The organism is Spirosoma jeollabukense (genome assembly GCF_054777855.1).
The window spans coordinates 1-14,135 of record NZ_BAAHAD010000014.1 but is presented as its reverse complement, the minus strand read 5'-3'; the positions used below and the strand labels follow the sequence as shown (position 1 = coordinate 14,135).

13 protein-coding genes and 1 other RNA gene are annotated in these 14,135 nt (G+C 48.7%); 10 read left to right on the top strand and 4 right to left on the bottom strand.

Going from position 1 to position 14,135, the window contains the following annotated elements; translation table 11 throughout:
* Positions 1 to 89 precede the first annotated feature (89 nt).
* Both ACYVEA_RS30400 and ACYVEA_RS30395 read left to right on the top strand, forming a co-directional pair.
* Complete coding sequence (locus ACYVEA_RS30400; protein ID WP_461117140.1) at positions 90 to 1,625, top strand: TolB family protein; 1,536 nt, start codon at positions 90 to 92, stop codon at positions 1,623 to 1,625.
* 146 nt (positions 1,626 to 1,771) lie between these two features.
* Positions 1,772 to 2,185: a LytR/AlgR family response regulator transcription factor gene (locus tag ACYVEA_RS30395; protein WP_461117139.1), complete on the top strand. Its 414-nt coding sequence runs from the start codon at positions 1,772 to 1,774 to the stop codon at positions 2,183 to 2,185.
* Positions 2,186 to 2,448: 263 nt separating this feature from the next.
* Here ACYVEA_RS30395 and ACYVEA_RS30390 read toward each other — a convergent pair whose 3' ends face one another.
* Both ACYVEA_RS30390 and ACYVEA_RS30385 read right to left on the bottom strand, forming a co-directional pair.
* Complete coding sequence (locus ACYVEA_RS30390; RefSeq protein WP_461117138.1) at positions 2,449 to 3,054, bottom strand: T9SS C-terminal target domain-containing protein; 606 nt, start codon at positions 3,052 to 3,054, stop codon at positions 2,449 to 2,451.
* Between the two features lie 442 nt (positions 3,055 to 3,496).
* Positions 3,497 to 4,510 carry a bestrophin family protein gene (locus ACYVEA_RS30385; RefSeq protein ID WP_461117137.1) on the bottom strand — a complete coding sequence of 338 codons (1,014 nt, stop codon included), beginning with the start codon at positions 4,508 to 4,510 and terminating at the stop codon, positions 3,497 to 3,499.
* A 317-nt stretch (positions 4,511 to 4,827) separates the two neighbouring features.
* Here ACYVEA_RS30385 and ACYVEA_RS30380 point away from each other — a divergent pair, with 317 nt between their 5' ends.
* The 7 genes from ACYVEA_RS30380 (at position 4,828) to ACYVEA_RS30350 (ending at position 12,205) form a co-directional block, all read left to right on the top strand.
* Positions 4,828 to 5,637 (top strand): SDR family oxidoreductase, encoded by an 810-nt coding sequence (locus ACYVEA_RS30380; protein ID WP_461117136.1) that lies wholly within the window; start codon positions 4,828 to 4,830, stop codon positions 5,635 to 5,637.
* Between the two features lie 82 nt (positions 5,638 to 5,719).
* The gene (locus ACYVEA_RS30375) at positions 5,720 to 8,353 is read left to right on the top strand and encodes an MGH1-like glycoside hydrolase domain-containing protein (protein WP_461117135.1); all 2,634 of its coding nucleotides are present in this window, start codon (positions 5,720 to 5,722) and stop codon (positions 8,351 to 8,353) included.
* Between the two features lie 205 nt (positions 8,354 to 8,558).
* Complete coding sequence (locus ACYVEA_RS30370; protein ID WP_461117134.1) at positions 8,559 to 9,056, top strand: DUF421 domain-containing protein; 498 nt, start codon at positions 8,559 to 8,561, stop codon at positions 9,054 to 9,056.
* Positions 9,057 to 9,181: 125 nt separating this feature from the next.
* The gene (locus ACYVEA_RS30365; protein ID WP_461117133.1) at positions 9,182 to 9,481 is read left to right on the top strand and encodes an autorepressor SdpR family transcription factor; all 300 of its coding nucleotides are present in this window, start codon (positions 9,182 to 9,184) and stop codon (positions 9,479 to 9,481) included.
* Positions 9,482 to 9,496: 15 nt separating this feature from the next.
* Positions 9,497 to 10,159, top strand: a complete 663-nt coding sequence (locus ACYVEA_RS30360; RefSeq protein WP_461117132.1) for an SdpI family protein — start codon at positions 9,497 to 9,499, stop codon at positions 10,157 to 10,159.
* A 19-nt stretch (positions 10,160 to 10,178) separates the two neighbouring features.
* Positions 10,179 to 11,144 (top strand): alpha/beta hydrolase family protein, encoded by a 966-nt coding sequence (locus ACYVEA_RS30355; protein WP_461117131.1) that lies wholly within the window; start codon positions 10,179 to 10,181, stop codon positions 11,142 to 11,144.
* Between the two features lie 83 nt (positions 11,145 to 11,227).
* A complete protein-coding gene (locus ACYVEA_RS30350) occupies positions 11,228 to 12,205 on the top strand; it encodes an alpha/beta hydrolase family protein (RefSeq protein ID WP_461117130.1) in 978 nt (325 codons plus the stop codon).
* A gap of 68 nt (positions 12,206 to 12,273) precedes the next feature.
* Here the strand turns inward: ACYVEA_RS30350 and ACYVEA_RS30345 are convergent, their stop codons facing one another.
* The gene (locus tag ACYVEA_RS30345) at positions 12,274 to 12,915 is read right to left on the bottom strand and encodes a hypothetical protein (RefSeq protein ID WP_461117129.1); all 642 of its coding nucleotides are present in this window, start codon (positions 12,913 to 12,915) and stop codon (positions 12,274 to 12,276) included.
* A 174-nt stretch (positions 12,916 to 13,089) separates the two neighbouring features.
* On the opposite strand from ACYVEA_RS30345, the gene ssrA reads away from it, so the two are divergent.
* Positions 13,090 to 13,463, top strand: a transfer-messenger RNA (tmRNA) gene (gene ssrA, locus ACYVEA_RS30340).
* 472 nt (positions 13,464 to 13,935) lie between these two features.
* On the opposite strand, the gene ACYVEA_RS30335 is transcribed toward ssrA, so the two are convergent.
* Positions 13,936 to 14,135, bottom strand: a 200-nt coding sequence (locus ACYVEA_RS30335) for a hypothetical protein (RefSeq protein ID WP_461117128.1), incomplete at its 5' end; no start/stop codon positions are given.

Genomic DNA, 14,135 nt, shown 5'->3' with positions numbered 1-14,135 from the left:
TTAATGATCCCTTAATCGGTAGAATGTCAAGACTAACGCCTTGCTACGAAATAGCAACTTCCAATCTGATTACACAAAGTAAGACCCTGATGAAAAACCTTAAATTGATCTTTTTTGCCTGTTTAGGCAGTTTATTTTTGACAACCAACGTTACCGTTCAGGCGCAAAAGATAGGCATCTTTGAGGGACATGGTGACGTTGGTGCCGTGCTGAAACCCGGTTCTGCCAGTTATAATCCCAGGACGCGTACTTATGAACTATCCGGTTCGGGCTACAACGTCTGGTTCGATCACGACGAGTTTCATTTTATGTGGAAACGCCTGAAAGGTGATTTTATCCTTTATACCCGGGCTGCGTTAGTAGGAAAAGGCGTTGATCCGCATCGGAAAGTGGGCTGGATGGTTCGGAGCAGTCTGGATGGTAAATCGCCCCACATTAATGCCGTTGAACATGGTGATGGGTTGACGTCATTGCAATTTCGGCGTACTGCCGGGGCTAATACAGAGGAGATTAAATCAAAAATAACGGGTGCCGACGTTATCCAACTGGAACGGAAAGGGAATACCTACACGATGCGCGTGGCCAAGTTCGGGGAGCCTTTTGTAACCGAACAGGTGGCTGACCTTCCGCTTGGCGAGGAGGTGTATGTTGGTTTATTTGTTGGCTCGCACAACAAAGACGTAGTAGAACGGGGCGTCTTCCGCGATGTACGGATCAGTGCGCCCGCGCCCGACGGACTGGTGCCTTACCGCGAATATCTGGCCAGCAATCTGGAGATTCTGGACGTAACAACCGGGGACCGGCAGGTGATTTTCAATTCGCCCAAGTCAATTCAGGCACCCAACTGGACGCCCGATGGTAAAACCCTGCTATACAACAGCGATGGGCTGATGTATATCTTCAACCTGGCCAAACGTAAGCCTACAGTACTGAATACGGGTGAGGTAAAAAACAATAATAATGACCACGTACTGTCTTTCGATGGAAAGATGCTGGGTCTGAGCAGTGGTGTCAAAGAGTTAGGCGGCTCCATTATTTACACCGTTCCGGTAACGGGTGGGAATCCGAAACAGATTACGCCCAAAGGTCCCTCGTACCTGCACAGCTGGTCGGTGGATAAGAAGACATTGATCTTTACGGGACAGCGGAATAATGAATTCGACATTTACAGCGTGCCTGCCGCCGGTGGAGAAGAGGTTCGGTTAACCGATGCCAAAGGCCTGGATGACGGTCCGGAATTCACACCCGATGGCCAGTACATTTATTTTAACTCCAACCGAACCGGAACCATGCAAATCTGGCGAATGAAACCCGATGGCAGTCAGCAGGAAGCCGTCACAACGACCGGCGAGTTTCACGACTGGTTTCCGCACATTTCGCCCGATGGGAAGTGGCTGCTGTTCATTTCCTTTTTGAAAGAAGAGGTGAAGCCCGACGATCACCCGTTTTACAAGCACGTTTACCTGCGGATGCTCCCCATCTCGGGTGTTGGGCAACCTAAAGTGGTAGCCTATATCTACGGGGGTCAGGGTACGATCAATACGCCTTCCTGGTCGCCCGATAGCAAGCGAGTCGCCTTCATCAGCAATTCGGTCGAGAGCAGCATTAGCCCGGTAGACAAATAGTTAAAATTAGCAAAACAGTTTAAGTGCTCTTTTATACGATTCATACGGTCTTCTGTACCGTTTGACGCACTTATAATTGAACGGAGGGGGCGTGACAGCTAGGTTTGTTCTCAATATTAAGCACGGCAATCTTACCCCCTCTTCCAATGACTACTTTAGCACCACTACCCGTAAGCCCGGTTCATGCACCCGACTCAGCTGTCTATTCACCAGCAACGCATCGCATTACGCTTTTCTGTCAAAATCGATCCATCGTGATTGCCAGTGAAGACATTGTCTGGCTGGAAGGTTCAGGGAACTACACGTTTATCCATACCCGTGACAAACGGCGGTACCTGATGGCAAAAACGCTGAAAAGTTTTGAAATGGAATTGAGCAATGCGCCCTTTGCCCGTATCCATAAATCACACGTAGTGAATCTGGCGTATGTAAAGCGTATTGCTTTTGGGATGAATGCCTTCATTGAATTGGCTGGCGGCAAGACACTCACCATTGCCCGCCGACGACTGACTCCTACACGTACTCAATACAACCAGCATCAGAAAGTGATGGCAAACTAAGGTATCTACGGGCTTTAGCCCGTGTTTCATATCAACTCAAACACGGGCTAAAGCCCGTAGATACGTAAAAACGGCGTGCCACGGTTTTAAACCGTGGCACGCCGTTTTCTGTAAAACACCTAAAAAAAGCCTGCTGCGATCGTAAGAACGCAGCAGGCTGGGAGTTGAATGGGCGGCAGGGCTTGTCCGAAAAGCCTAACCGCATTGAGTTGAGAATGTGTAATTAAACACGCCCGAAGGCTAGCGAATCACAGTACAGCAACCTAGTGCCGAATGTTTACGCGTGTTGTAAATTGCTTCTGGTTTGGGCCAACCACAAACGTGTAGGCGCCATCGGGAAGGCCCGATAAATCGAACCGGCGGGTCGAGCCTTTGAACGAGTCGGTTTGAACCAGTACGTTCTGAGCATCATAGATCGCTACGTTCGCTTCAGCGAGGTTCTTATTAGGAAGCGACACTTCGATTTTGTTCTTTTCGTAGGCCGTCAACGTTGGTTCCATCACTTGTTGAATGTTACGATCATCGATGCTGAGTGCGTTTGCTTTGATCGAAATTCCCTGCGACATCCACCAGGCATTGTTGCCGGCTGTCAGATAATACTGACCATCGGGTAGATTATTCAGATTGAATGCAGTCGCCTTTTTGCTGTTTTTGGAAATGACTCCCCGGTAGAGTACGTTGCCGTCGGCATCAATAAGTGCCACGTCAACCGCTGCGCCCGGCTGTGTATAAATGCGTACTTTCTTTTGTTCGGACTTCTCAACTTTCACCCCATTCGCTCCTGCACCATTGTCGGCGATGACCACTCCTGTGCCTGCCAGACTCCATACTGATAATAGTACGGCGATTGATAAACGGAACTGTTTCATGTTGGATTGAAATTTATGTTTTACCGGGACAAAGGTGTGGCCTAAACTCGGTTTAATGCAACACCATAAGGCTCATATGGCCTCGTTTCGATGAATATTCTTCTAAAAAGACAATTCGCTATCAGTATAATGGGGTGATTATTGGAAAAGTACAGCAAGTCCCTATTTTTGACTTATGAATTGTATTTTTCTAATAATCCTAATTTTTAGGACTTTATTTTTTTATACACCTAGTTTTCATGCTAATAATCCAATTCTATAAAAAATGGCCATTTACGGATCAGTGTAAATGGCCAGCTATATGTACTCATTAGGGACGTATTTGCGCGATCTCGCTTAAGTTTCCAGTTGATTAGTAAGGACTTTGTAACGGGTCAAGCCGGTTTGTCAAATTACTTTTCTACACATTGATCAGGCGTCACGTGCGGCAAAATCGTCCTAACTACATCAAAATATTATCTACAGCCTGCACACGTTTGGGAAGTTCTGATTCCCCCAGCATATCACGCAGGTCGATTTCAATAGTGCGGCAGATTGCTGTCATGGGTACGTCGTTGATACTATTCTCAAACGGATTTTCGCTGGTGTCGCCAATCACTTCCATCGTATTGAAAATCCAGGCAATAACCGTATAGAACGGAATAGTTAACCAGACATGCCAGCCACTGACACGGGCCATTTCGGTTAGTAGGCCATAGGGTAGTACAATGATAAACAGCCAGGTGAAGACAAAGCTGAAATAGGCGTACTGACGCGGGAACGGAAACGATTTTATGCGCTCACAGGCTCCCTGCTGATTATAAAATTCGGCTAGCATTCGTTCCAGTTCTACGTGGTAATAATCACTCATGTACCCGCTGTCGCGTAGCTGGGCCAGTAGCGCCGACTGCTCCCGGAGCAGATTCGTGGCTGGATTCGGGTGCTTTATAATTGCTTCTACTTCGTCTTTAGGCAAAAAACGGCTTAACTCAACATCCAGACTGCATTGCCGGAACGCATCAATACGTTCAACAAGCTCATGTGCCGTGTTGAAATGTTGTTCCCAGACGAGTTTTTGCCGAAGCTGTACGCGCAGAGCGGTTATGTAGGCCAGATGCCGGTAAAGTAGCTGCTGTCGAATGTGCGCTAAGTCTGTATCAGGAAGCGGTTGAGTCGCTGGATGTTCTTTCACGTAGTCGAGTACCATAATGGCCCATGACCGACTGGCGTTGGTGATACTTCCCCAAATCCGGCGGGCCTCCCAAAGCCGGTCATAGGAAGAGTTATTTTTAAAGCCGACATAAAAAGCAACGGCTGTTCCAATTGTGGCAATCGGAACGAAAGGAATGGCAAGAAATGTCCAGTCCAGGACCTTGTAACCTATACAAATAAGGGTTGAATACCCGAAGAAGATTAGGACAGATCGCCAGGCAAAGGGAAAAATTATGTGGAACGGAACACGTTTTGTAGTGAACATGAGGAAGTTGTATACTAGTGGAAAGATTTGAAGGCAGAAGCCCTAAAATAGCCGATAAATTTTAGAAAAAGCCTGATGCGTTATCTATAGACTTTTTCAACAGTCTGGACTTTGGCTTAGCGCCGTGCCACGGTTCCTAAGTACGTTCAAGACAACCGGTGGCACGGCTCCAGGTGAAAGTCCAGAAAATTAACAGTTGGTTAATTTATTGTGCGACCGATGGGGAGTCTGTACTTTGCAGCAACAAACAAAGGAATAATGGCTCATTTACAGATTTGGTAAAGGCCATGCCACTAAAAAAACGCTTCGTAAACTTTATGGATCAACTATTGAAAGGACAAATTGCACTGATCACCGGGGCCAGTAGTGGCATTGGTGCGGGTGTCGCAAAGTCGCTGGCGGCTGCCGGTGCTACCGTAGTAATAAACTACCCGGTTGAGGGGACAAAGCCAGCGGCCGATGCTGTATTGAAAGAAATTACGGATGCCGGTGGTGCGGGTATGGTAGCCCAGTGCGACGTCAGCAAGGAAGATGAGGTGATCAAGATGTTTGCCGACGTAGTGGCGGCTTACGGTACGGTCGATATTCTGATCAACAATGCGGGCCTGCAACGTGATTCCAAATTTCACGAAATGACCCTCGACCAATGGAACACGGTCATTAGCGTTAATTTGACAGGGCAGTTTCTGTGTGCCCGCGAAGCCATTCGGGAGTTTTTGCGCCGGGGACCGCGTCCGGACGTATCGGCAGCTACCGGAAAAATAATTTGCATGAGTTCAGTCCACGAACTGATCCCCTGGGGCGGCCATGTCAACTATGCTACGTCCAAAGGGGGCATCAAAATGCTGATGCAGTCGCTGGCGCAGGAATACGGCGACCGTAAGATTCGCGTTAACAGCATATGTCCGGGTGCTATTCAAACACCCATCAACCGGGCCGCCTGGGAAACCCCCGAAGCCTTGAACAGCCTGATGACGCTTGTGCCCTACAACCGCATCGGTCAGCCTCAGGACATTGGTAATCTCGCCGTTTTCTTATCCTCCGACCAGTCAGACTACATTACGGGCGCCAGCATCTTCATCGACGGCGGCATGACGGTGTTCGAAGGATTTTCTACAAACGGATGAGAAAGATATAGGATGTATGGTGTATGATATAGGCGAATTCAGTTGTATATCCTACTTCCTACATCCTGTATCGTACATAAGTATGACTGCCGAACAACAACGATTAGACGACCCTGCCTGGCGGAGGTGGGGGCCTTATGTTTCTGATCGCCAGTGGGGAACTGTGCGGGAAGATTATAGCTCAAATGGCGATGCCTGGAACTACACAACGCACGACATGGCGCGTAGCTATACGTACCGCTGGGGCGAAGAGGGCATTGCGGGCTTCTGCGACGAGAAACAGCAGCTTTGCCTGGCCCTGTCGCTCTGGAACGGTCAGGATCCTATTTTGAAGGAGCGCTATTTTGGCTTGACTAACCACCAGGGCAATCACGGCGAAGATGTTAAAGAACTCTATTATTACATAGATAACACGCCAACGCATTCGTACCAGCGAATGCTGTATAAATACCCGCAAACCGCCTACCCGTACCAGTGGCTCATTGACGAAAACGGCCGTCGGACGCGCCATGATCCGGAGTTTGAGCTGCTCGACACGGGCCTGTTTGATGACGATCGCTATTTCGATGTCTTTGTTGAATACGCTAAAGCAGGTCCCAAGGATATCCTGATGACCATAACCGTCCATAATCGCGGTCCCGAAGCTGCCAGCCTTCATGTGTTGCCCACGCTCTGGTTCAGGAATACGTGGGGGTTTGGCGACGATACCGATGGCGTGCCCAACTATTATCCCCAGCTTGTTTTACAGCCCAATAAAACGGTCTCCGTTGAGGATTCGGATGTAGGCCACTACGTATTGAGTGCCGACGGGAGCCCGGAATGGCTGTTCTGCGAAAACGAATCGAACCTGGCCCGGCTGTACAATACGCATAACGGGTCACGGTATCCTAAAGACGGTATCAACGATCATGTGATTCATGGCGCGGCTACCGTCAACCCTGCCCAGACGGGTACGAAGGCAGCCGCCCACTACGTCCTCAACATTGACGCCGGAGCGTCGTCTACAATTCGGGTGCGGCTTGAATCGGCTGGACTGGCGAAGCCCATGGACGATTTCGATGCGATTGTCGCGCAGCGAAAAGGGGAAGCCGACGAATTCTATAAACACCTCCAGCCTAAAAAAGCGACTGCCGACGAAAAACTCGTGCAACGGCAGGCGTTTGCCGGGATGCTGTGGAGCAAGCAATACTATTACTATGACGTATCGCGCTGGCTGGCGGGTGATCCGAATAGTCCACCGCCACCACCCGAACGATTGCAGGGGCGCAACCATACATGGCTGCAACTCATTAACGCGGGTGTTATTTCCATGCCCGATAAATGGGAATATCCCTGGTATGCGGCCTGGGACTGGGCCTTTCACTGCGTGGCCCTGGCGGTCATTGACCCCGATTTTGCCAAGCAGCAACTGATGCTGCTCACGAATGAATGGTTTATGCACCCCAACGGGCAACTGCCTGCTTATGAGTGGGCGTTCAGCGATGTGAATCCGCCGGTTCAGGCGTGGGCCGCGTGGCGGATATATCACCTGGAACTGGAGCGAAAACCGCCCGGCGAAGAAGATCTGACCTTTTTACGGGGTATTTTTCATAAGCTCATGCTCAACTTCACCTGGTGGGTGAACCGCAAAGATCAATCGGGGAATAATATTTTTGAGGGCGGTTTTCTGGGTTTAGACAACATTGGCGTCTTTGACCGGAACACGTTATTTCCCGATGGTAGTCATCTGGAGCAGGCCGACGGGACGAGCTGGATGGCCATGTACGCGCTGAATATGATGCGTATTGCGCTTGAGTTGGCGCAGCACGACTGTGTGTATGACGAAATGGCCACCAAGTTTTTCGACCATTTTCTATACATCGCCGGGGCCATCACCAACATTGGGCAAACCAATATTGGCTTGTGGGACGAGGAGGATGCGTTCTTCTACGATCAGCTACGTCTTGATGATGGGAACGTGCTGCGGTTGCGCGTGCGGACGATTGTAGGCTTAATTCCGATGTTTGCCGTGGAGATTCTGGACAATGAATTACTCAAGGCCAATACGCCGTTTCTGCAACGGATGATCTGGTTTCAGGGACACCGGCCTGATTTATACAACCAGGTGTCGCGCTACACCGAAAAAGGCGTCGGCGAAAAGCGGCTGCTAAGTTTACTGCGTGGGTTTCGGCTAAAAGCGTTGCTCAGTAAAGTGCTGGACGAAACCGAGTTCCTGAGTCCGCATGGTATCCGGGGGGTATCGAAAGTGTATCAGGATCACCCATATGATTTTACCCTGGAAAACACTACGTTCCAACTGGCTTATACCCCGGCTGAAAGTGATAGCGATATGTTTGGGGGAAACAGCAACTGGCGTGGTCCCGTCTGGATGCCCATTAATTATTTGCTGATCGAAAGCCTGGATCGGTTCTACGACTACTTTGGCGATGAGTTTACGGTTGAATACCCCATTGGATCGGGTAAGCAGATTACGCTTAAGGCCGTTGCGCACGAACTCACGAATCGCCTGATAAGTATCTTTACACGCGATGCAACTGGGAAGCGGCCCGTATTTGGTGAGCATCCAAAGTATCAGGACCCACATTTCAAAGATTATGTGCTTTTCTACGAGTACTTTGATGGCGACAATGGGAGGGGAGTGGGTGCCAGCCACCAGACCGGCTGGACAGGATTAGTGGCGGAGTTGATCGATCGGAAATACGATAGCTTTGTGTAATAAAAAAAGCAATTGGAAGCTATATTCCTGAACCGAACCGTCGGACCGCCCCTGAATGGATTTTGCCTACGCTCGACTAAAGTCCCCTTCAGGGGATATAGGAGTTACGAGGCTTGTCGATACGTTCCTAATAAGAAGTAGTGAATCCCAAATTATACCGGCTGAATTTGGTTCATACCTACCTGTTACGTTAACCTGAATGTCTATGAATGCCTTGCTGCTTGCCGATATCGATTGGCATAAAATGTTTGTTCCCAGCATGTCGCTCTGGGAAGTTATGATTCGGGGTTCATTAACGTACTGGTTTTGTTTTCTTTATATCCGGTTTTTCAGGCGCGGGGCCGGGCAATTAGGCATCGGGGATTTGCTGCTCATTACGTTGATTTCAGATGCCGCGCAAAATGCCATGGCGGGTGAGTATACGTCGGTGACAGAAGGTTGCCTGCTTGTGGGTGTGCTGGTATTCTGGGATTATGCCATCAATTGGCTGGGCTTTCGGTCGGTATTCTTCAGCAAAATAGGGGAGCCCGATCCCGTGCTGCTCATCAAAAACGGGGTTCTACAGCGGCAAAACATGAAAAAGGAGCTGATTACAACCTCAGAATTGATGGGTATGTTGCGACAACAGGGCATCGATCAAATAGGCGATGTTAAGACTTGCTATATTGAAGGAAGTGGTAATATCAGTGTCGTTCAAAAATAATCTGGTTCAAACTTCCATCCATCAACCTATATTGCCGATCATCCTTAAAAATGACCATTCCTATTAATTAGATAATTGTCTAAATGATTAATTAGATATTTGTCTAACCGTTTAATGATCTGGTGATGAACAACCTCTTTAAAGCCCTGAACGATCCGACCCGTCGGCAGATACTGGACCTGCTGCGCGGGGGTGATTTGAACGCCGGTGATATTGCCGAGCGATTCGATATGACAAAGCCCAGCATTTCGCACCATCTCGATTTGCTACGTCAGGCTGGCCTGGTTGAGTCGGTGAAGCAGGGACAGTTTATCAACTACTCGCTCAATACCACCGTCCTCGATGAGCTGCTTGCCTGGCTCTTGAGTTTCCAGAAAACCGAAGACCCATCTGCCGAAACAAAAACCTCCCAACCAACCCGTTAAACTTCCTTAACACTTATGAAAACAACGAACACATCTGCCGAAATTCTGATAGTTACAGTGCTGATAGCTCCTTTTGTGTACGTGGGATTGCTCTGGCACCAACTGCCAGCAGAGATCGCAACGCACTTTGATGTGCATGGTCATGCTGACGGATGGATGCCAAAAGGGGAAGCCACTTTACTCGTAGGCATTGCGTCGGTTATTCTGTATCTGGTGCTACGTTACCTGCCCAGCATTGATCCCAAAGGCCGTTTGCAGTCGTCGAATTATCAAAAACTTCGTTTCGTCATTACGCTTGGCTTTGCCGCCATACTGGGCTGGATGTGGTACATGGCTGGCCATCAGGCCAATGAGCGGCAATCGTATGCTGTTATGTTAGCCATTATTGGGCTACTGCTGGCTGGTATCGGAAACTACATGACTACCGTAAAGCCAAACTGGTTTATAGGCATTCGCACGCCCTGGACGCTGCAAAACGAAACCGTCTGGCGCAAAACGCACCGCATGGGCGGCCGGTTGATGGTAGTGGGTGGCCTGTTGAGTGCGGTGTTAGCCCTGGTTGTGCCGACGCCGTATACTGAAGTTAGTGTGGTCGGTGTTATTTTACTCACATCGCTCGTTCCGGTCGTTTACTCCTACATCTATTTCCAGCAGGAAAAAGCACATCAACTTAATTAAGGGTTAGCCTTCTACGCCGATGAACCGCATTATTCTCTTCACCTTTTTTCTGCTGGCTATGTGCCCGGCTGTATTGGCTCAAACGGACGAGCCGATCCAACTTAAGACGGACGCCTTCCTGTTGGATGGTACGTTGACATTGCCTGTTAATACAACAGGACCCATACCTGCAGTGTTGTTGTTAGCGGGTTCTGGTCCCACCGATCGGGATGGGAACAGTGGGCTTGGCCTGATCACGAACGTGCACAAGATGCTGGCTGATAGTTTAGTCAGTCGCGGCATGGCAGTAGCGCGCTACGATAAACGGGGCGCCGGGAAAAGTAAAGCAACAGACGTTAAAAAAGTAACGCCAGCCGATCGGTTGTTTGATGCAGTAATTGAGGATGCCGTTGGTTTCATTCGCCTGTTGCAGGGCGACAAACGGTTCTCGAAAGTTTTCGTGGTGGGCCATAGCGAGGGATCACAGGTAGGCATGATTGCGGCACAGGCAGCCAATGCTTCGGGTTTTGTTTCGATTGCGGGCATTGGCCGTAACATTGCTGATGTTATGAAAAGTCAGTTTGCCTATGCGATGCCCGATTCGCTTAAACCCGAATCATACCGGATCCTGGAATCGCTAAAAGCGGGCCATGCCGTTTCCACGACCAGTCCAGCCCTGATGAAAGTATTCAGGCCCAGTTCGCAAACGTACCTGATTTCGTGGATGAAACACGACCCGGTCACTGATATAAAAGCTTATCGCGGGCCGGTGCTTATTATTCAGGGAACCAATGATTTTCAAGTAGCCGTAAAGGAAGCAGAGCTCTTAAACGCTGCCCGACCCGACGCCCGACTCGTTCTTATTCCTAACATGACACACATGCTCAGAACCTATGAAGGAAAGGAGCAAAATGAAAATGCAAAAACATATACCGCTGTTACGCAGTCCCTTAGCCCAGGGCTGGCGCCTGCCATTGCGCAATTTGTGAAGCCTACCCCACATTGACCAACCCAACTGCCACTGGATTAAAGCAGGGTTCCAAACCCAGTCCATCATCAACCGTTCATTCCGTTTTCTGCCCCATCGATATGATACGTAGCGTTTTATTCTCCGCCTTGTTGCTAACATCAATTCCGCTGGTTTCACGGGCACAGACAGAGGAGCCCATGTTGCTCGTTTCAGATGCACTGACTCTCGATGGTACCTTGACGTTGCCCGGCAATACCACGGGTCCACTGCCGGTCGTGTTGTTGATTGCCGGGTCTGGTCCGACGGATCGGGATGGAAACAGCCCCGTGCCTGTAGGTGCCCTGGGCACGCCGAAAGCCGCTTCGTTGCGGATGCTTAGCGACAGCCTGGTGAAGCAGGGAATCGCTGTGCTACGGTATGATAAACGGTTTTCGGGCAAAAGCATTGATGTAACGGCGAAGGAAATAGACCTGCGTTTTGAAACCTACATTGCCGATGCGGTCGGGTACATCAAAGAACTTAAGGCTGATCCACGTTTCTCGAAAGTTGTCGTAGTAGGGCACAGCGAAGGATCGCTAATTGGCATGATTGCCGCCCGACAGGCCGACGCCGACGCGTTTGTGTCGCTGGCCGGGCCGGGTGAGGACATTGCCAATACGTTGCGGGCGCAATTGGGACCACAACTGGCTGAAGCCGATCGTCAGGCCGTTTTTGCTTCGCTCGATACGTTGCGGGCCGGCAATACGTTAGGTACGTTGCCGACAAAAATACCTTCCGTTCAGCAACTGTTCCGGCCCAGCGTGCAGCCTTACATGATTTCCTGGATGCGCTACGATCCAACCGATCAAATTGCATTGCTGAACGTACCGGTGCTCATTATACAGGGAAAACGGGATTTGCAGGTAACGGTAACGGATGCTGAAAAACTGAAAGCTGAACGGCCGAAAGACAAAATGATGCTGTTCGAGAATATGACCCACGTATTGAAAGATGTAGCCTCCGACGATCAACTGGCGAATCTGAAAACCTACGTTAACCCGGATTTGCCGCTTACGCCTGGACTGGCCACTGCCATTGCGCAATTTGTGAAGCAGTAAACGTACCGTCGGCCTTCAGGCCGGATAGCAAGAGTAACACGTATCAACATACTTAGGCCGACGATACGTTAATTGGCTGAGTAGTGCTGCAAATACGAAATCAGTCGCTCGAAATGAAGTTGCTCGTAGGGATTCTGCGTCATCCGAATGAGCATATGTCGGTAACTGTCCACCAGCCCGTCGAAGTGAGGATTATGGTTCAAGCGAGCCGCAATCAGGCCTTTGTAGCACCGATGGGTCTGGTTATAAACGTATTGGCAAGGCTGGCCGGGATGTTCATTCAGCAGTCGGTCGAGCGTTGGTAAAGTAGAAGCTGCGTTCAGAAAATTGAACCCCTGTGTCTCGAAGAACTGCTCAATTTGTGCACAAACATCGGCTAGTTCGTCTGGCGAATGAATTCTGTAGCGGAAGTATTGAAAACCGCTAAACCGACCGATGGAAACGATAAGCGTATTCGCATCGGGTCGGTAATCGGGCAGATTATTTAGAAACTGCTGGGCAACCTGCTCAACCTGATCGTTCCGACACCCAAAATTAACCTCCAGTTTCGTGTCTTCACTATAGAATACCGACGACAGAATGATGTTCTGGAACCCGTTGTCAATGACACGCCGGAACTGTTTCTTTTCGGGAAGCAACAGGAACTGATGCCCCGTAAAAAACGGCGTTAATTGCTGATACAGATTTGTTTCAAAAGGGGTTATGGTCATTGCTGAGTCAAGCTAATCTATAGGCCGCGTTCTATATAACGCATAACTAATTTCAGGGTAAATAAGTTATTAAAATTCATTGAAAAATTATAATTAATGAGCCATACTTGTCGAACTAAATGTGGTTTGGCGAGGTTAGTTACAATACACGCCCGGAAACGGGGCCGTTAATTTGGGGACGACCGGAATTGACAGCTTGCTGAGGTCGCGTGTAAGCATGCCGGGAGTTGACGGAATTTCCCGCCCAAACAAATCGTCAAAACAATAACTGGCGAATATAACTACGCCATGGCTGCCTAATCCGGAGGATTAAGCAATAGCCATTGTCTCCCCGGCCTACGTGCTGCTGGCTGGATCAGGAGGCATCGACTCGCAGCGCTGGCTCAGTTTATGGTGTTAACGGCTGAGTGAGACACAAGCACCTACGGATGACGCTTGGTCTGGTATACACCGGGCCGATTCCCGACAATCCCAAGTGTACCTAAGCATGTAGAAAGCGCGTTGGTTTCCTTGACTGGACGAGAGTTCGAATCTCTCCGTCTCCACTATAAATCCCTGTAAGTCAATCACTTATGGGGATTTTTTTTGGTACCACTAAAAAATTAAGGCTACTAATTTTGGTGAAAATATTTGATAGTCAGTGAATTATCTATTTCCAGAGGTACTATATCTCTAAACTTGTATTATTCGACTATTCTAATTTTTCCAGTGGGAAATAAAATTCTTTTCCTTTGATTATGAATAATTTAGATTTGAATCGAGTGTTTATATATGATAACTCTCCTTGTCTTTCTACTACATCATTATTGGCTACAATACTTGTTCCTAAATAAGTAGTGAAATGCCAACAATTGAAATTTTGATCATAAAAATAGGTTGTTACAACACGAGTAAGCTTCAAATATGTAAAGACGGAAAATAAGGAAACGATAAGAAGAAAAAGTAGAAAAATGAAAGAGAGGAAAACAAGTCTTGCAAGGTCATCCGTGTCTCTGAACCTGACCACTTCAAAAGCAAGTACTAGAAAAAAAGCAGCCGGGAGAGCCCAAGCAGATTGTCTTCGCACTTTAAACTGTACGTCGTCAAGTAAAAGTGGACAAATAGGGTGAAAATGGGAAGAGACAATTTTCTAAATTGTTTCACCCAAACCACCTTAGTTATGTCCAAATCAGTCAAATCCCAACCAAAACGTTCAGCGGACCACTCCTCAACTTCTGCTG